The organism is Streptomyces sp. WAC07094, assembly GCF_036320405.1.
Taxonomy (GTDB): domain Bacteria; phylum Actinomycetota; class Actinomycetes; order Streptomycetales; family Streptomycetaceae; genus Streptomyces; species Streptomyces lannensis.
On the sequence record NZ_JAVMJZ010000001.1, the window covers coordinates 6515371 to 6532099 of the forward strand.

14 protein-coding genes are annotated in these 16729 nt (G+C 72.3%); 10 read left to right on the plus strand and 4 right to left on the minus strand.

What is annotated here, in order from left to right; genetic code table 11:
• Positions 1-24: 24 nt before the first annotated feature.
• Genes RCR19_RS28890 through RCR19_RS28900 form a run of 3 tightly spaced genes read left to right on the plus strand, consistent with a single transcriptional unit; the run spans position 25 to position 2959 of the window.
• Positions 25-1068: an iron chelate uptake ABC transporter family permease subunit gene (locus RCR19_RS28890; protein WP_331267782.1), complete on the plus strand. Its 1044-nt coding sequence runs from the start codon at positions 25-27 to the stop codon at positions 1066-1068.
• The gene (locus RCR19_RS28895; RefSeq protein ID WP_331267783.1) at positions 1065-2102 is read left to right on the plus strand and encodes an iron chelate uptake ABC transporter family permease subunit; all 1038 of its coding nucleotides are present in this window, start codon (positions 1065-1067) and stop codon (positions 2100-2102) included. The genes RCR19_RS28890 and RCR19_RS28895 overlap by 4 nt, the downstream gene beginning before the upstream one ends.
• Positions 2099-2959: an ABC transporter ATP-binding protein gene (locus RCR19_RS28900; protein WP_331267784.1), complete on the plus strand. Its 861-nt coding sequence runs from the start codon at positions 2099-2101 to the stop codon at positions 2957-2959. Before RCR19_RS28895 ends, RCR19_RS28900 begins: the two co-directional genes overlap by 4 nt.
• 32 nt (positions 2960-2991) lie before the next feature.
• Here the strand turns inward: RCR19_RS28900 and RCR19_RS28905 are convergent, their stop codons facing one another.
• Positions 2992-3339 (minus strand): sterol-binding protein, encoded by a 348-nt coding sequence (locus RCR19_RS28905; RefSeq protein ID WP_331267785.1) that lies wholly within the window; start codon positions 3337-3339, stop codon positions 2992-2994.
• A gap of 42 nt (positions 3340-3381) precedes the next feature.
• On the opposite strand from RCR19_RS28905, the gene RCR19_RS28910 reads away from it, so the two are divergent.
• The 6 genes from RCR19_RS28910 (at position 3382) to RCR19_RS28935 (ending at position 9595) form a co-directional block, all read left to right on the plus strand.
• Positions 3382-3699 (plus strand): hypothetical protein, encoded by a 318-nt coding sequence (locus RCR19_RS28910; RefSeq protein ID WP_331267786.1) that lies wholly within the window; start codon positions 3382-3384, stop codon positions 3697-3699.
• Between the two features lie 55 nt (positions 3700-3754).
• Positions 3755-4570, plus strand: coding sequence for a TlyA family RNA methyltransferase (locus RCR19_RS28915; RefSeq protein WP_331267787.1), 816 nt, complete (start codon positions 3755-3757; stop codon positions 4568-4570).
• Positions 4567-5472, plus strand: coding sequence for an NAD kinase (locus RCR19_RS28920; protein ID WP_331267788.1), 906 nt, complete (start codon positions 4567-4569; stop codon positions 5470-5472). The genes RCR19_RS28915 and RCR19_RS28920 overlap by 4 nt, the downstream gene beginning before the upstream one ends.
• Before the next feature lie 179 nt (positions 5473-5651).
• Positions 5652-7370 (plus strand): DNA repair protein RecN, encoded by a 1719-nt coding sequence (gene recN / locus RCR19_RS28925; protein ID WP_331269583.1) that lies wholly within the window; start codon positions 5652-5654, stop codon positions 7368-7370.
• 25 nt (positions 7371-7395) lie between these two features.
• The gene (locus RCR19_RS28930; protein ID WP_331267789.1) at positions 7396-8196 is read left to right on the plus strand and encodes a hypothetical protein; all 801 of its coding nucleotides are present in this window, start codon (positions 7396-7398) and stop codon (positions 8194-8196) included.
• A 259-nt stretch (positions 8197-8455) separates the two neighbouring features.
• Positions 8456-9595: a glycosyltransferase family 4 protein gene (locus RCR19_RS28935; protein WP_331267790.1), complete on the plus strand. Its 1140-nt coding sequence runs from the start codon at positions 8456-8458 to the stop codon at positions 9593-9595.
• On the opposite strand, the gene RCR19_RS28940 is transcribed toward RCR19_RS28935, so the two are convergent.
• The 3 genes from RCR19_RS28940 to RCR19_RS28950 all read right to left on the minus strand — a co-directional run bounded on the left by RCR19_RS28940 (position 9586) and on the right by RCR19_RS28950 (position 14584).
• Entirely contained in the window at positions 9586-11241 is a 1656-nt protein-coding gene (locus RCR19_RS28940; protein WP_331267791.1) for a PucR family transcriptional regulator ligand-binding domain-containing protein, read from the minus strand. The two genes, RCR19_RS28935 and RCR19_RS28940, sit on opposite strands and share 10 nt — an antisense overlap.
• A gap of 46 nt (positions 11242-11287) precedes the next feature.
• Complete coding sequence (locus RCR19_RS28945) at positions 11288-12670, minus strand: FAD-binding oxidoreductase (RefSeq protein WP_331267792.1); 1383 nt, start codon at positions 12668-12670, stop codon at positions 11288-11290.
• Positions 12671-12781: 111 nt separating this feature from the next.
• A complete protein-coding gene (locus tag RCR19_RS28950; RefSeq protein WP_331267793.1) occupies positions 12782-14584 on the minus strand; it encodes a glycoside hydrolase family 15 protein in 1803 nt (600 codons plus the stop codon).
• A 469-nt stretch (positions 14585-15053) separates the two neighbouring features.
• On the opposite strand from RCR19_RS28950, the gene RCR19_RS28955 reads away from it, so the two are divergent.
• A complete protein-coding gene (locus tag RCR19_RS28955) occupies positions 15054-16703 on the plus strand; it encodes a CTP synthase (protein WP_331267794.1) in 1650 nt (549 codons plus the stop codon).
• The last annotated feature ends 26 nt before the right edge of the window (positions 16704-16729 follow it).

Sequence of the window (16729 nt, forward strand, 5' to 3'; positions counted from 1 at the left end):
GCGAGGGTAGGCTAACCTAACCACGTGTTGGTCGACAGTCCCCCCGAACCGCGCGCGGAGACCGCCCCCGCGCCCCCGAACCGCCGGGCGATACGGGCCCTCGGGCTCATCGTCTCCGTCGTGATCCTGGCCCTCGTCGTGCTGGCGAGCATCGCGATCGGCGCGAAAGGGCTGTCACCGGCCCAGGTCTGGCACGGTCTGTTCCATGATTCGGGCACGTATGCGGACGTAGTGGTGGGCGACCGGCTCTCGCGCACGGTCCTCGGGCTGCTCGCGGGGGCGGCGCTCGGCCTGTCCGGTGCCGTGCTCCAGGCGCTCACCCGCAATCCGCTCGCCGATCCCGGTCTTCTCGGTATCAACGCGGGCGCCTCCGCCGCCGTCGTCACCGCCATCACCTTCTTCGGTGTCACCAGCCTGAACGGGTACGTGTGGTTCGCCTTCCTCGGCGCGGCCGCCGTCGGGGCCCTCGTGTGGTTCCTCGGCGGCAGCCGCGGCGCCACACCGGTGCGGCTGGCGCTCGCCGGCACCGCGATCAGCGCCGCGCTCTACGGCTATCTCCAGGCCGTGATGATCATGGACGACGCGGCGCTCGGCAAGATGCGCTTCTGGACCGTCGGGTCCCTGGCCTCGGCGACGGACGCGACCATCACCCAGGTCCTGCCGTTCCTCGTGGCCGGGACGGTCCTCGCGCTGGCGCTGGCGCGCCCGCTGAACGCCCTGGCGATGGGCGACGACACCGCCCGCGCCCTCGGCGCCCACCTCAACCGCACCCGTGCCCTGTCCATGGCCGCCGCCACCGTGCTGTGCGGCGCCGCGACGGCCGCCTGCGGGCCTATCGTGTTCGTCGGCCTGATGGTCCCTCACGTCGTACGGTCCTTCACCGGCCCGGACCTGCGCTGGATCCTGCCGTACGCGACCGTCCTGTCGCCCGTGCTGCTGCTCGGCGCCGACGTGGTCGGCCGCATCGTCGCCCGGCCCGCGGAGCTCCAGGTCGGAATCGTGACCGCGGTCCTCGGCGGCCCGGTCTTCATCTTCCTCGTACGACGACGGAGGGTGACGCAGCTGTGAAGAACATCCGTGCCCTGCGCACGCCGGGCGGGCTCTCGCTGCGCCTGGACGTGCGCGCGTGCACCGTCGTCGTCCTGCTCCTGGCGGCGGCGCTCGTCGCGAGTGTCGTGCTGATCGGCACCGGCGACTTCCCGATCCCGGCCGGGGACGTCCTCAGGACGCTGGCCGGCGACGGCAAGCCGGGCCAGGAGTTCATCATCACCGAACTGCGCCTGCCGCGTGTGCTCGTGGGGCTGCTGGTCGGGGCCTCGCTCGGGCTGGGCGGTGCGCTGTTCCAGTCCGTCTCCCGCAACCCCCTGGGAAGCCCCGACGTGCTGGGTCTCGGACAGGGTTCGACGGCCGGGGCGCTTGTGATGATCGTGCTGTTCTCCGGGAGCGCCGCCCAGGTCGCCGCCGGTGCCCTGGTGGGCGGGCTGGTGACCGGACTCGCCATCTACCTGCTGGCCTGGAAGCGGGGAGTGCACGGCTACCGGCTCGTCCTGGTCGGCATCGGCGTGTCCGCGATCGTCACGGCGGTCAACGGCTATCTGCTCACCAAGGCCGACATCGTCGACGCGGCCCGCGCGGTCGTCTGGATGACCGGCTCCCTCAACGGCCGCGACTGGGACCAGGTGTGGCCGTTGCTCGCACTGGTCTGCGTCCTCGTACCGCTCGTCCTCGGCAACGCGCGAGGGCTGCGGACGATGGAGATGGGCGACGACGTCTCGCACGCCCTCGGAGTACGCGTCGAGCGGGTACGGCTGCTTCTCATGGTGTCCGCCGTACTGCTCACCGCCGGCGCGACCGCCGCCGCGGGCCCGGTCGGCTTCGTGGCGCTGACCGCGCCGCAGCTCGCCCGCCGGCTGACCCGCTCACCCGGCCCGAACCTGGTGCCCTCCATGGTCATGGGGGCCGCGCTGCTGATCGTCGCCGATTGGGCCTCCCAGCGGGTCTTCGGCGCGGACCAACTGCCCGTCGGCGTTGTCACGGGCGTCCTCGGCGGCGTCTATCTGCTGGGCCTGCTGGTCACCGAACGCCGGGCGGGCCGCATATGAGCGCCGCGCGCGGACCCGTGACGAACGACAAGAGGAGCACCGTGAACCGCCTGGCCGCCGACGACGTCACCCTCGCCTACGACCAGCGTGTGATCGCAGAACGGCTGTCCGTGGAGATCCCCGACAACTCCTTCACCGTGATCGTCGGCCCGAACGCCTGCGGCAAGTCCACGTTGCTGCGCGCCCTGTCCCGGATGCTCAAGCCGTCCCGGGGCCGGGTGCTGCTCGACGGCCAGGTGATCCAGTCGATGCCGGCGAAGAAGGTGGCACGGACCCTCGGCCTGCTGCCGCAGTCCTCGACCGCGCCCGACGGGATCACCGTCGGCGACCTCGTGGGCCGTGGCCGCTATCCGCACCAGGGGATCCTGCGCCAGTGGTCGGAGGACGACGAGCGGGTGGTACGGGAGTCGATGGCGCGCACGGGCGTCGCCGAACTCGCCGACCGCTACGTCGACGAGCTCTCCGGTGGTCAGCGGCAGCGCGTGTGGATCGCCATGGCGCTCGCCCAGCAGACCCCGCTGCTGCTGCTCGACGAGCCGACCACCTACCTGGACATCCAGCACCAGATCGATGTGCTCGACCTGTGCGCGGAGCTGCACGAGGAACAGGGACGGACGCTGGTCGCGGTGCTGCACGACCTGAACCACGCCGCCCGCTACGCCACCCACCTCATCGCCCTGCGCGAGGGGCAGGTGATCGCCGAGGGCGCCCCGAAGGACATCGTGACGGCCGAACTGGTGGAGGAGGTGTTCGGGCTGCGCTGCCAGGTCATCGACGACCCGGAGTCGGGGACGCCGCTGGTGGTGCCGGCGGCACGCGGGACACGTACCCGTGCGGCCGCGGAGGAGGCCTCCTGACGCGGGCAGGGCCGCCGGCGGCCCTGTGGGGGCTACAGGAGCTTCCTGAGCCGGAACACATCGAGCAGGGACGCCTCCAGCCTCACCCGGCCCGAGCCCCAGGCCTTCGCGAAGTGCAGCTCGCCGTCGACCATCGCCACCAGGTCGCCCCCGGTCATCGCCAGCCGGATCTGGGCCTTGTCCGGGGGTGGTCCCTGGACCGTGTCGAGCACCTCGATCCGGCCGTCTCTGAGGCGGCCGACGAAGGTGATGTCCAGATCGGTGACATGGCAGCTGAGCGAGCGGTCCAGAGCCGCCGCCGCATGCACGTCGCCTTCGGCGCCCGCCAGATTGTCCGAGAGCTTGTCGAGTGCGCTGCGGCACTCCTCAATCGTCGCCATCGTCAGCGACGGTACCCCAGGGGTTCGGGGTAGCGTCGGGGCATGAGCGACACTGTGCCCGAGGCCGGGGTCCCGGCGGAATCCGCGCCGGCGGACCCGGACCTTCCGGGCGAATCCGTCAATGAGCCCGAGGACGACCCGGCCGCGCCCGCCCCGCTGAACGTGCCCAGGACCCCCACCGGCAACGCCGATGTCGACGACCGGCTGGAGCGGCTGTCCGACGCCGACCACCTCGCCACGGACGGACACGTGGAGGTGTACGAGGATGTACACGGGGGGCTGCGGGACGCGCTGAGCGCGCTCGACGCCCGGCCGGGACCCCCGGCCCCCGTCCATCGGCCGGGTCCCACCGGCCGATGAGATCCTACGGGGCACACCTTCCGATCCGACGCAGGGGAACAGGAGCTGACCGAACGTGGCAGGAGTCGCACGCCGCCGTCTGGACGCGGAGCTGGTCCGCCGGAAACTCGCGCGCTCGCGCGAGCACGCCGGCCAGCTGATCGCCGCGGGCCGGGTCACCGTCGGCAAGACCGTCGCCACCAAGGCCGCCACCCAGGTGGAGACCGCCGCGGCCATCGTCGTCGCGCAGGACGGCAACGACCCCGACTACGTGTCGAGGGGCGGCCACAAGCTGGCGGGCGCGCTCAAGGCGTTCGTGCCGCAGGGCCTCGCGGTCGAGGGCCGGCGTGCGCTCGACGCAGGCGCGTCCACCGGCGGTTTCACCGACGTCCTGCTGCGGGCGGGTGCCGCCCATGTCGTCGCCGTCGACGTCGGATACGGACAGCTCGCCTGGACTCTCCGAGGTGATGAACGCGTCACCGTCAAGGACCGTACGAACGTACGCGAGTTGACGCTCGAAGCGATCGATGGGGAGCCTGTGGATCTTGTTGTGGGGGATCTTTCCTTCATCCCGCTCGGACTGGTGCTGCCCGCCCTGGTGCGGTGCGCGAAGCCGGACGCCGACCTGGTGATGATGGTCAAGCCCCAGTTCGAAGTGGGGAAGGAAAGGCTGGGCAGCGGCGGAGTCGTCCGCAGCCCGCAGCTGCGCGCCGAGGCCGTGTGCGGGGTGGCCGGACGAGCCGCGGAACTGGGGCTCGGCGTGCAGGGCGTGACGGCGAGCCCGTTGCCCGGACCGTCGGGCAACGTCGAGTACTTTCTGTGGCTGCGTGCCGGAGCACCCGCACTGGACCCGGCCGACGTTGACCGTGCAGTGGCGGAGGGGCCGCGGTGACCGACAACGGAGCTCGTACTGTTTTCCTGCTCGCCCACACCGGGCGGCCCGCGGCGATCCGCAGCGCGGAACTCGTGGTCAAGGGGCTGCTGCGCTGCGGGATCGGGGTGCGCGTCCTGCAGACGGAGGCCGAGGACCTGCCCCTTCCGGACGAGGTGGAACTCGTCAAGGAGGCCACCCCGCAGTGTCTGGACGGGTGTGAGCTGCTCATCGTGCTCGGCGGCGACGGCACGCTGCTGCGCGGCGCCGAGTTCGCCCGCGCATCCGGTGTGCCGATGCTCGGCGTCAACCTCGGCCGCGTCGGCTTCCTCGCCGAGGCCGAGCGCGACGACCTCGACCGGGTCGTGGACCGGGTCGTGATGAAGGCCTACGAGGTCGAGGAGCGCATGACCGTCGACGTCGTCGTGCACAAGAACGGCGACATCGTCCACACCGACTGGGCGCTGAACGAGGCCGCCGTGCAGAAGGTCTCGGCCGAGAAGCTCCTCGAGGTCGTCCTGGAGATCGACGGACGGCCGGTGACCGGCTTCGGCTGCGACGGCATCGTGTGCGCCACCCCCACCGGTTCGACCGCGTACGCGTTCTCCGCCGGCGGTCCCGTGGTGTGGCCGGAGGTGGAGGCGCTGCTCATGGTGCCCATCAGCGCACACGCGCTGTTCGCCAAGCCGCTGGTGACCTCGCCGAACTCCGTTCTCGCCGTGGAGGTGCAGCCGGACACCCCGCACGGTGTGCTGTGGTGCGACGGGCGGCGGATGGTGGAGCTGCCCCAGGGGGCGCGCGTGGAGGTGCGGCGAGGAGCCGTGCCGGTGCGGCTGGCCCGCCTGCACCATGCGTCGTTCACCGACCGCCTGGTGGCCAAGTTCGCGCTCCCGGTCTCGGGATGGCGGGGCCGGCCGCACTGATCGTCCGCCGGGCCGGTTCCCGGGCGCGGGCCGTCCGAAGTTGCCTGCGCCGGCGCGGCGCAGGCACCCGACGTGATGACACCGCGCCCCTCCCGGGCGCGGTGTACCTCTCGGGAGTGACATGGGCCGCTCGCACATCCCCCGCCCGACCTCGTAAGGTCTTCTCCGTGTTGGAGGAGATGCGGATACGGTCGCTCGGAGTCATCGACGACGCGGTCGTGGAGCTGTCGCCCGGCTTCACCGCCGTGACCGGTGAGACGGGCGCGGGCAAGACCATGGTCGTCACCAGCCTCGGCCTGCTCCTCGGCGGGCGCGCCGACCCGGCCCTCGTCCGGATCGGGGCGAAGAGCGCGGTCGTGGAGGGGCGGATCAGCATGCCCGAGGGCGCCTCCGTCGCCGTACGCGCCGAGGAGGCCGGGGCCGAGCTCGACGACGGAGCGCTGCTGATCAGCCGCACCGTGTCCGCCGAAGGACGCTCGCGGGCCCATCTGGGCGGACGTTCCGTGCCCGTCGGGGTGCTCGCTGAGCTGGCCGACGAACTGGTGGCCGTGCACGGGCAGACGGACCAGCAGGGGCTGCTGAAGCTGTCCCGCCAGCGGCAGGCACTGGACCGGTACGCAGGTGACGCGGTGGCGGTTCCGCAGGCCAAGTACGGGGAGGCGTACCGCAGGCTGCGGGCGGTCTCCGTGGAGCTGGAGGAGATCACCACACGCGCCCGTGAGCGGGCCCAGGAAGCCGACATGCTGCGCTTCGGGCTCGAGGAGATCGCGGCCGTGGAGCCGCGCGCGGGCGAGGACGTCGAACTGGCCGAGGAGGCGGAGCGGCTTGGGCACGCGGAGGCGCTCGCCTCGGCCGCGACGTCCGCGCACGCGGCGCTCGCGGGCAATCCGGAGGACCCCGAGGGTGTCGACGCGGCCACCCTGGTGGCGGGCGCGCACCGGGCCCTGGAGGCGGTGCGGTCGCACGACCCGGCGCTCTCGGGGCTCGCCGACCGGATCGGCGAGATCGGCATCCTGCTCGGCGACGTGGCCGGTGAGCTGGCCGGCTACGCCGACGACCTGGACGCGGATCCGCTGCGGCTGGCCGCCGTCGAGGAGCGGCGGGCCGCACTGAACGCGTTGACCCGCAAGTACGGCGAGGACATCGCCTCGGTCCTCGCCTGGGCCGAGCAGGGCGCCGCACGGCTGACCGAACTCGACGGCGACGACGAGCGGATCGGGGAGCTGACCGCCGAGCGGGACGCGCTGCGCACCGAACTGGGTGGTCTGGCGCAGGCATTGACGGACGCGCGCACGGAGGCGGCCGAGCGGTTCGCCGCCGCCGTCACCGCCGAGCTGGCCTCGCTCGCCATGCCGCACGCGCGGGTGTCGTTCGAGCTCCGGCAGACGGACGACCCCGAGGGTGTCGAGGTCGGCGGACGCACGGTCGCCTACGGCCCGTCGGGTGTCGACGAGGTCGAGCTGCTGCTCGCACCCCACCCCGGTGCGCCGCCGCGGCCCATCGCCAAGGGCGCCTCGGGTGGTGAGCTGTCGCGAGTCATGCTCGCCGTCGAGGTCGTCTTCGCCGGGACCGACCCCGTGCCGACGTACCTCTTCGACGAGGTCGACGCGGGCGTCGGCGGCAAGGCGGCGGTGGAGATCGGGCGGCGCCTCGCACGCCTCGCGAAGACCGCGCAGGTCGTGGTCGTCACCCATCTGCCGCAGGTGGCGGCGTTCGCCGACCGGCAGCTGCTGGTGGAGAAGCGCAACGACGGGTCGGTGACGAGGTCGGGCGTGAAGGTCCTCGAGGGCGAGGACCGCATCAGGGAGCTCTCCCGGATGCTGGCCGGTCAGGAGGACTCGGAGACGGCCCGGGCGCATGCGGAGGAGCTGCTGGCGACGGCACGCGCGGACGCCTGACGGACGGGCCCCTTAGGGTGTCCGGATGATCAGCCGCACGCACAGGACCGCCTCGTTCGCACTCGCCGCGGCCGTCACCCGGACCGCCACGGCCGCACTGCGCGCCACGGCCCCGGGCGGGCGCGGCCGCTGGGAGCGGAAGAACCACGCCGGGCGCACCGTCGGGCTGTACGCGGGGCCCGCGGTGGCCGCCGCCACCGCACTCACGGCCGGGAGGGTACGTCCCGCCGTGGGGGCGGCCGTGCTCGCCGCCGGTCTCTGCGGTGCCTACGACGACATCGCGGGCGCCGGGGACCCCCGGCGAGGCTTCCGGGCGCATCTGTCGGCCCTGCGGGACGGCGAGGTCAGCAGCGGTGCAGTGAAGCTGTTCGGGATCTCCGCGGCCGCGCTGGCCACGGGGGCCGTGCTGCGGAAGCGGCCGCTGGACACGGTGCTTGCCTCAGTCGTGATCGCCGGGACCGCCCATCTCGTCAACCTCGTCGACGTACGGCCGGGCCGTGCCGCGGGGGCGGTGGCCGTGCTGGGCACTCTCGGGCTGCTGCACGACGGCGCGGCCGGGGAGCTCTCCGCCGCCGCGGCAGGCGCCGCGACGGCCGTCCTCGCCGACGACCTCGGCGAACGTGTGATGATCGGCGACACGGGGGCACACGCTCTCGGCGCCGCCCTCGGTGCCGCCGCCGTCGCCGGATGGGCGGCACCGCGCGCACGTGGCTCCGCTCGCGGGGGACGGCGAGCCGGACCGCTCGTCCATGCGGCGGTCCTGGTGGCCGCGGCCGCGTACGGGGAGAAGGTGAGTGCGGCGGCGAGGTCGTGGGGCACGGGGTGACACCCGCGTCGACGGATTGTCCGGGTCTGCGGCACAAGTGCGGTCCGACTCGCTACGCTCTTCATCCATGTGAGTGACCGTGTCCGTCCCCGGCGGTTGGATCCGCCCCCGTCCCGCGCCTCCGCCGGTGCCGCAACACGCCCGCGCCCTGGCATCCTTGAGTCGTCCGCGGAGCACCTCGCGCGGTCCACCCCCAGCGCGCGATCCTTCTGTACGTTTCCTCGTGACCGTCCGAAGCCGAACCAGGAGCCCAGGCCCCGTGAGCCTTGCGAGCAGTCCTTCACTGCACGGACGGTCGCCGCTGCGCACCGTGCAGGTGCTCGGCGGAGGCAGCGCGGGCAGCAGTGCGCATGTGCGCACGCTGACCTCGGGGCTGGTCGCCCGGGGGGTGGGCGTGATCGTGTGCGCCCCCGTCGAGGCCGAACGCCTCTACGACTTCTCCGGCGTGGGGGGCCGGCACGTCCCGGTGCCCCGCAGCACGGAGCCCGCCGCCCTCGCCGCCCTCCGCATCGCCTGCGGCGAGGCGGACCTCGTGCATGCGCACGGGCTGCACGCGGGCCTGCGCGCCGCGCTCGCGCTCAGCGGCCGTCCCGTCCCGCTCGTCGTCACATGGCACACGCGGGCGCACGCCGAGGGCGCCCGCGCCGCTGTTGTGCGCCTCCTCGAACGACGTGTGGCCAGGGCAGCCTCCGTCGTCCTCGGCACGTCCTCCGACCTGGTCGACCGGGCACGCCGCCGGGGTGCCCGGGACGCCCGGCTCGCCGCCGTCGCCCTGCCCGCCCATCGCGCCCCGGTCGAGCACGACGACGACCCCGACCGGCTGCGCTCCAAGACCCGGGCCGAACTCGGCGCCACGGACCGGCCGTTGCTCATGGCCGTCGGCAGCCTCGACCGGCACCGGGGATACGATGTACTGCTCGACGCCGCGCGCGCCTGGCGCCGCCTCGAACCGGCTCCCCTGGTCGTCGTCGCGGGGGAGGGCCCGCTGCGGACCGTGCTCCAGCGGCGCATCGAGGACGAGTCGCTGCCGGTACGGCTGATCGGGCGGCGCGAGGACGTCGCGGAACTGCTCGCGGCCGCCGATCTCGCCCTGCTGCCGACCGGTTGGGAGTCCCGGTCGGTCCTCGCCCAGGAGGCCCTGCACGCCCGAGTGCCGCTCGTCGCCACGGATGTCGGCGGTATCCGCGAACTCGTCGGGGACGCGGCCGAACTGGTCCCCTACGGCGACGCGGACGCACTCGCCACCGCCGTCGTACGGCTTCTCGACGACCCAGGACGCCGGGCGCTGCTGCGGGACAAGGGCACGGCCCAGGCCGCCACCTGGCCGACCGAGGACGAGACGGTGGCCCAAGTGCTCAGTGTGTACGACGAGTTGACGCAGGTCCTGCCCTACGTCTGAGGCAGGCGGCGCACGTGTCTGCGCGCCCGCAGCGCCAGGCTGAGGGTCAGGACGGTCTGCGGGTCGTCGAGGTCCGTGCCCAGCAACTCGCCGATCCTCGCCAGCCGGTTGTAGAGCGTCTGCCGGTTCAGGTGCAGCTCGCGGGCCGTCTCCGCCTTGCGGCCCGCATGTGCCAGATAGGTCTCCAGCGTGGGCAGCAGCGGCGGCTTGGAGCGGCGGTCGTGGTCGCGCAGCGGACCGATCGCTCGGTCCACGAAGGCCGCGAGGTCGGGATGGTCCCGCAGGCGCCACAGCAGGAGGTCGATGTCGAGACGGCGGGCGTCGTACCAGGAGTGCTCCGGCAGCCCCTGCGCCGCCGTCGCCGTCTCCGCCGCGTGCCGCAGTCCCGCCGACGCCGCCGCCCAGCCGCCCGCCACACCGACCACCACCACCGGCGGCCGCACCCCCGGCCGCTGTATGCCCGCCCGCTCGACACCGGCCCGCAGGGCGGCGGCCACCCGGTCCGCGATCGCCGGACGCTCCGCCTCCGAGCGCAGCTTCAACAGCAGCAGAACCCGGCCCTCCACCGGCCGTACGCCCAGCAGCACGGGCACACCCACCGCGGCCAGTTCCTCCGCGACGGCCCTTGCCAGGACCGCCCACCCGCCGCCCCCCGGGTCGAGGCCGTCCGCCAGCCGCATCACGACGGGCAGCAGAGGCCCTGCACCCGGTTTGAAGCCCAGCACCCGGGCCTGCGCGGGCCCGTCCTCCGCGGCGACACGGCCCTCGGCGAGGTCGGTGAGGAAGTCGCCTCGCCCTCGCGCGGCCAGCTCCTCCTCCTGCCGGGCCTGCATCAGTACGACGGCGAGGACGCCCGCGGCCCGCTCCGCGGCCATTCGGTGCACCGGCGCCATCGGCGTACCCACCGGCAGCAGCACCAGCCGGGCCCGGACGGAACCCGTGCCGGGCCCGCCGCCGGGCACGTCCACGAGGACCGTGCCGGCCGGGGGAGCGTCCTTGTGCTGACCGCGCAGGCCCTCCCACACCTGGAGCGGGTCGGTGCCGGCGGGTCCCGTCCCGGCCGCGTACAGCAGTTGCCCGTCGGCGGTCTCGAGGAACACGGGGTTGCCGCCGAAGTCGGCCAGGATCCGCAGGACCTGGGGCACCCCGCCACCCCCGAGCAGCGCCTCGGTGCAGCGGCGGTGCACCTCCTCGGCCCGCTGGAGCAGCGCGTAGTGGCCGTTGACGATCTCGGTGTGGATCTCCTCGGTGACGGTCACGAACGGCACCTCGCGGTGCAGCTGCACGAGCGGCAGACCCGTGGTGCGGGCCGTCTCTACGAGGGCGGCGGGCAGCCGGGTGAAACGCGTGCCCAGCTCCACGACCAGGGCCGCGATGCCGCGTTCGGCGAGCGTGCGGACGAACGCGCGCTGGTCGGCGGGGCGGGTGCCCAGACCGTAGCCCGTGGTCAGGAGCAGCTCGCCGCCCTTGAGCAGCGAGGCGATGTTCGGGACCTCGCCCGCGTGCACCCAGCGCACCGTGCGGTTCAGCCGCTCGGCGCCGGCCAGCACCTCCGGCAGCCCGCTGCGCAGCCCGGGCAGCTCCAGCGCCTGCTGCACCGTGATCCCGGCGCCCTCGGTGCCCCGTGGCTCGTAACGGCTGTCCATGCGGTGACGCTACCCGCGGGCACACGCCGGGCGCACCGCGGGCCCGTCAGGCGGGCGGGATGTTGTGGTTGTACCGGAACACGTTGTCCGGGTCGTACCGCCGCTTGATCCGGGCCAGCCGGTTGAAGTTCCCGGTGCCGAGGCCGGCCACCACCCGGTCCCTGCCCTCGTCCCCGATGAAGTTGAGGTACACCGCGCCCGTGCGCCAGGGCCGGGCGTCCGCACACGCGTCCCTGACCCACCGCAGCGCCCGCTCGTCGTCCGCCGGGTCCTCCCAGACGCCGAAAGGGTGCACGGTCCACGGCGCGTCCCGGTAGGGGACGGGGTACTCGGCGGGCCCGGCTGCGATCGCGCCGCCCTGCGGGAAGAGCACCTGCTGACTGGCCGAGGGCACGGGCATCGAGCGGGCGCGCGAGCAGAAGACGTCGACCAGCTCGTCGGGCAGGGCGCTCACGTACTCGACCGACCAGTGGTTCCGCAGCCCCGGCGGGCCGTCGAGCATGCACTGGACGTCGGCGTACGGCATCGTCGAGACGACCTCGCACTCGTGCGGCAGCGCCAGCAGCGGTCGGGCGAGGTTGCGCAGGTCCTCCTCGCCGCCGGTGTACGTGACGAGGGCGGTGCACAGCAGCGAACCGACCAGGTGTCCGGGGACGAACGGTTCGGGCGGCGCCGTGACGTACAGCACGGCACCGCCCACCTCCGGCGGGCCCGTGGTCATGACGTCGCGGAAGGTCCGCACCGCGTGGGGGCCGGTCTCGGGCAGGAACATCAGCAGGGCGATGGAGAACTCGGGCAGTTCGTGCAGCCTGAGTGTGAGCGCGGTGGCGACGCCGAAGTTGCCGCCGCCGCCGTGCAGGGCCCAGAAGAGCTCGGGATTCTCATCGCCGGTCGCGAGCACGGTGTCGCCCTGGGCGGTCACGAGCTCGACTCCGAGCAGGTTGTCGACGGCGAGGCCGAACGGCCGGTCGAGCCAGCCGTTGCCGCCGCCGAGCACGAAGCCGCCCACCCCGGTGGTGGAGACCCGGCCGCCGGTGGTCGCGAGCCCGTGCGGCTGGGTGGCGCGGTCCAGGTCGCTCATCACGGCACCGCCCCCGACCCGCACCGACGCGGAACCGGGGTGGACCGTGACCTCGCGCATCCGGCGCAGATCGACGACGAGACCGTTGTCGCACAGCGCCATCCCGGCGACGCTGTGCCCGCCACCGCGCACGGCGATCTTCAGATCCAGCTCCCGGGCGAAGCGCACCGCCCGGACGACGTCGGCCTCCCCCTCGCACTGCGCGATCACCGCCGGGCGGCGGTCGATCGTCGCGTTGAAGACGGTCCGGGCCTCGTCGTAGCCCGGGTCGCCCGGGGCGTGCACGTCGCCTGCCAGATCCGAGCGGAGCGCGGCGAGCGCCGCGCCCGCCTTCGAAAGGGCAGCCATGCCAGCCGCCCCCTTCCAGCGAGGGACATGTCTCCCCTCAGCCTAGGCGGGCGGCGCGCACCGGTCCTGTCCGCCGGCGTGCGGGGCCTCGCCGGCCCCGCACAGGCGGGATCAGCCGCCGTACGCGCCGGAGGCGGTCAGCCGCAGCGCGGTGTCGATCAGCGGCACGTGGCTGAAAGCCTGCGGGAAGTTCCCCACCTGGCGCTGCAGACGCGGATCCCACTCCTCGGCGAGCAGACCCAGGTCGTTGCGCAGCGCGAGCAGCTTCTCGAAGAGCTTGCGGGCCTCGTCCACGCGGCCGATCATCGCCAGGTCGTCGGCCATCCAGAAGGAGCAGGCGAGGAACGCGCCCTCGTCGCCCGGCAGCCCGTCCACACCCTCCTCCGCGCCCGAGGTCGGGTAGCGCAGGATGAAACCGTCGGGGGTGGACAGCTCGCGCTGGATCGCCTCGATCGTGCCGATCACCCGCTTGTCGTCCGGCGGCAGAAAGCCCATCTGCGGGATCAGCAGCAGGGAGGCGTCCAGCTCCTTGGAGCCGTAGGACTGTGTGAAGGTGTTGCGCTCTTTGTCGTAACCCTTCTCACACACGTCCCGATGGATGTCGTCGCGCAGCTCGCGCCACTTCTCCAGCGGCCCGTCCGCGTCGCCGGACTCGATCAGCTTGATCGTGCGGTCGACCGCCACCCAGGCCATGACCTTGGAGTGCACGAAGTGGCGGCGGGGGCCGCGCACCTCCCAGATGCCCTCGTCCGGCTCGTCCCAGTGCTGCTCCAGGTAGCGGATCAGCTTCAGCTGGAGCAGGGACGCGTAGTCGTTGCGCGCCAGGCCCGTCATATGGGCCAGATGCAGGGCCTCGGTGACCTCGCCGTACACGTCAAGCTGCAACTGGTGGGCGGCGCCGTTGCCCACGCGTACCGGCGCCGAGTTCTCGTAGCCGGGCAGCCAGTCCAGCTCGGCCTCGCCCAGTTCACGCTCACCCGCGATGCCGTACATGATCTGGAGGTTCTCCGGATCGCCGGCCACGGCCCGCAGCAGCCACTCGCGCCAGGCGCGGGCCTCCTCGCGGTAGCCGGTGCGCAGCAGGGACGACAGGGTGATCGCCGCGTCCCGCAGCCAGGTGTAGCGGTAGTCCCAATTGCGTACGCCGCCGATCTCCTCGGGCAGCGAGGTCGTCGGCGCGGCCACGATGCCGCCCGTCGGCGCGTAGGTGAGGGCCTTCAGGGTGATCAGCGAGCGGACCACGGCCTCGCGGTAGGGACCGTGGTACGTACAGTGCTCCACCCACTCGCGCCAGAAGTCCTCGGCCGCCTCCAGCGACTGTTCGGGCTCGGGAAGCGAGGGCGGCTTCTGGTGCGAGGGCTGCCAGGAGATGGTGAAGGCGATCCGGTCACCCGGAGCGACCGTGAAGTCCGCGTACGTGGTCAGGCCCTTGCCGTAGGTCTCGGCCTCGGTGTCGAACCACACGGAGTCCGGCCCCGCCACGGCCACGGTGCGTCCCTCGTGCTTGTGCACCCAGGGCACCACACGCCCGTAGGAGAACCGCATGCGCAGCGAGGAGCGCATCGGCACCCGGCCCGTGACGCCCTCCACGATCCGGATCAGCTGCGGGGCGCCGTCACGCGGCGGCATGAAGTCGATGACCCGGACCGTGCCGCGCGGGGTGTCCCATTCGGACTCCAGGATCAGGGAGTCGCCGCGGTAGGAGCGCCTGGTCGCCGTGGGCGGCTGCGCGCCCGAGGCGTGGGCGGGGCCCAGACGCCACAAGCCGTGCTCCTCTGTACCGAGCAGTCCTGCGAAGACGGCATGGGAGTCGAATCGGGGCAGGCACAACCAGTCCACGGTGCCGTCCCGGCAGACCAGCGCCGCGGTCTGCATGTCTCCAATGAGTGCATAGTCTTCGATGCGCCCGGCCAATTGAACTCCAGTCGAACGGCCACGTCGCCCACGAGGGGCGGTCGCTCTTTGCGGTCATGGGGTCGGTGAGACAGACGTTGTTCACCGACCCATTCGGAAAGCAAGCGGTCGATGTTCAACAAACTGACAAGCTCTTGTTGTTCCGGTGACGGGCGGGGGTGTTGCCGTTTTCCGGGGAGTGCTCGGCAGCGAGTGTCCGAGCAGGATACGACGCACCTCCGTGATCCGCGTCCCGGTCCGGGCAACGAGAGTGCGCCGAACGAGTGGGGCGCGGGTGAGTGTCGCGCGTCCATGGTGACACGGGTCCGGCGGGTGGCCGGAAGCGGTCATGCTCGGGCGCTGTTACGCTGGTAGCCCGTGGACCGGTGGGCACGAAACCCCCGAACCGCAGCGACGGCACCTCCGGAAACCTTCGGCGGGTGGACCGCCCCGCAACCCAGACCGCGACCACGGGAGCCCCCTCTTGGCCATGCCGCCCAAATCCACGACGACCAAGCACATCTTCGTCACCGGGGGTGTCGCCTCCTCGCTCGGCAAGGGCCTGACGGCGTCCAGCCTCGGCATGCTGCTCAAGGCGCGGGGTCTTCGTGTTGTCATGCAGAAGCTCGACCCGTACCTGAACGTGGACCCGGGCACCATGAACCCCTTCCAGCACGGTGAGGTGTTCGTCACGAACGACGGCGCCGAGACCGATCTGGACATCGGCCACTACGAGCGCTTCCTCGACCGCGACCTGGACGGCTCCGCCAACGTCACCACCGGGCAGGTCTACTCGACGGTGATCGCCAAGGAGCGGCGCGGCGAGTACCTGGGCGACACGGTGCAGGTCATCCCGCACATCACCAACGAGATCAAGCACCGCATCCGGCGCATGGCCACCGACGAGGTGGACGTCGTGATCACCGAGGTCGGCGGCACGGTGGGCGACATCGAGTCGCTGCCGTTCCTGGAGACCGTGCGCCAGGTCCGCCATGAGGTCGGTCGTGACAACGTCTTCGTGGTGCACATCTCACTGTTGCCGTACATCGGCCCGTCCGGCGAGCTGAAGACCAAGCCGACCCAGCACTCAGTCGCCGCCCTGCGCAACATCGGCATCCAGCCCGACGCGATCGTCCTGCGCTGCGACCGCGAGGTCCCGACGGCGATCAAGCGCAAGATCTCGCTGATGTGCGACGTCGACGAGGCCGCGGTCGTGGCGTGCCCCGACGCCCGCTCCATCTACGACATCCCGAAGGTCGTGCACACCGAGGGCCTGGACGCCTACGTCGTCCGCAAGCTGGACCTGCCGTTCCGCGACGTGGACTGGACGACCTGGGACGACCTGCTCGACCGGGTCCACAACCCGGACCACGAGATCACCCTCGCCCTGGTCGGCAAGTACATCGACCTGCCCGACGCCTATCTGTCGGTGACCGAGGCGCTGCGCGCGGGCGGCTTCGCCAACAAGGCCCGGGTGAAGATCAAGTGGGTCACGTCGGACGACTGCAAGACCCCCGCCGGCGCCAGGAAGCAGCTGTCCGACGTGGACGCGATCTGCATCCCCGGCGGATTCGGCGATCGCGGTGTCTCCGGCAAGGTGGGCGCCATCCAGTACGCCCGCGAGAACAGGATCCCGCTGCTCGGACTCTGCCTCGGCCTTCAGTGCATCGTGATCGAGGCGGCGCGCAACCTGGCCGACATCCCCGACGCGAACTCCACCGAGTTCGACTCGGCGACCGGCCACCCGGTCATCTCCACCATGGCCGAACAGCTCGACATCGTGGCGGGCGAGGGCGACATGGGCGGCACGATGCGGTTGGGCATGTACCCGGCCAAGCTGGCCGAGGGCTCGATCGTGCGCGAGGTGTACGACGGCAGGGAGTACGTCGAGGAGCGTCACCGTCACCGCTACGAGGTGAACAACGCCTACCGCGCCGAGCTGGAGAAGAAGGCCGGAGTCGTGTTCTCCGGCACGTCGCCGGACGGCAAGCTCGTGGAGTACGTCGAGTACCCGCGCGAAGTGCACCCTTACCTGGTGGCGACGCAGGCGCACCCCGAGCTGCGCTCCCGCCCGACCCGGCCACACCCGCTGTTCGCGGGCCTGGTGAAGGCGGCCGTGGAGCGGAAGAACGGCAAGTAGGGCGAGAGCTGTACGGTGGCCGGGGT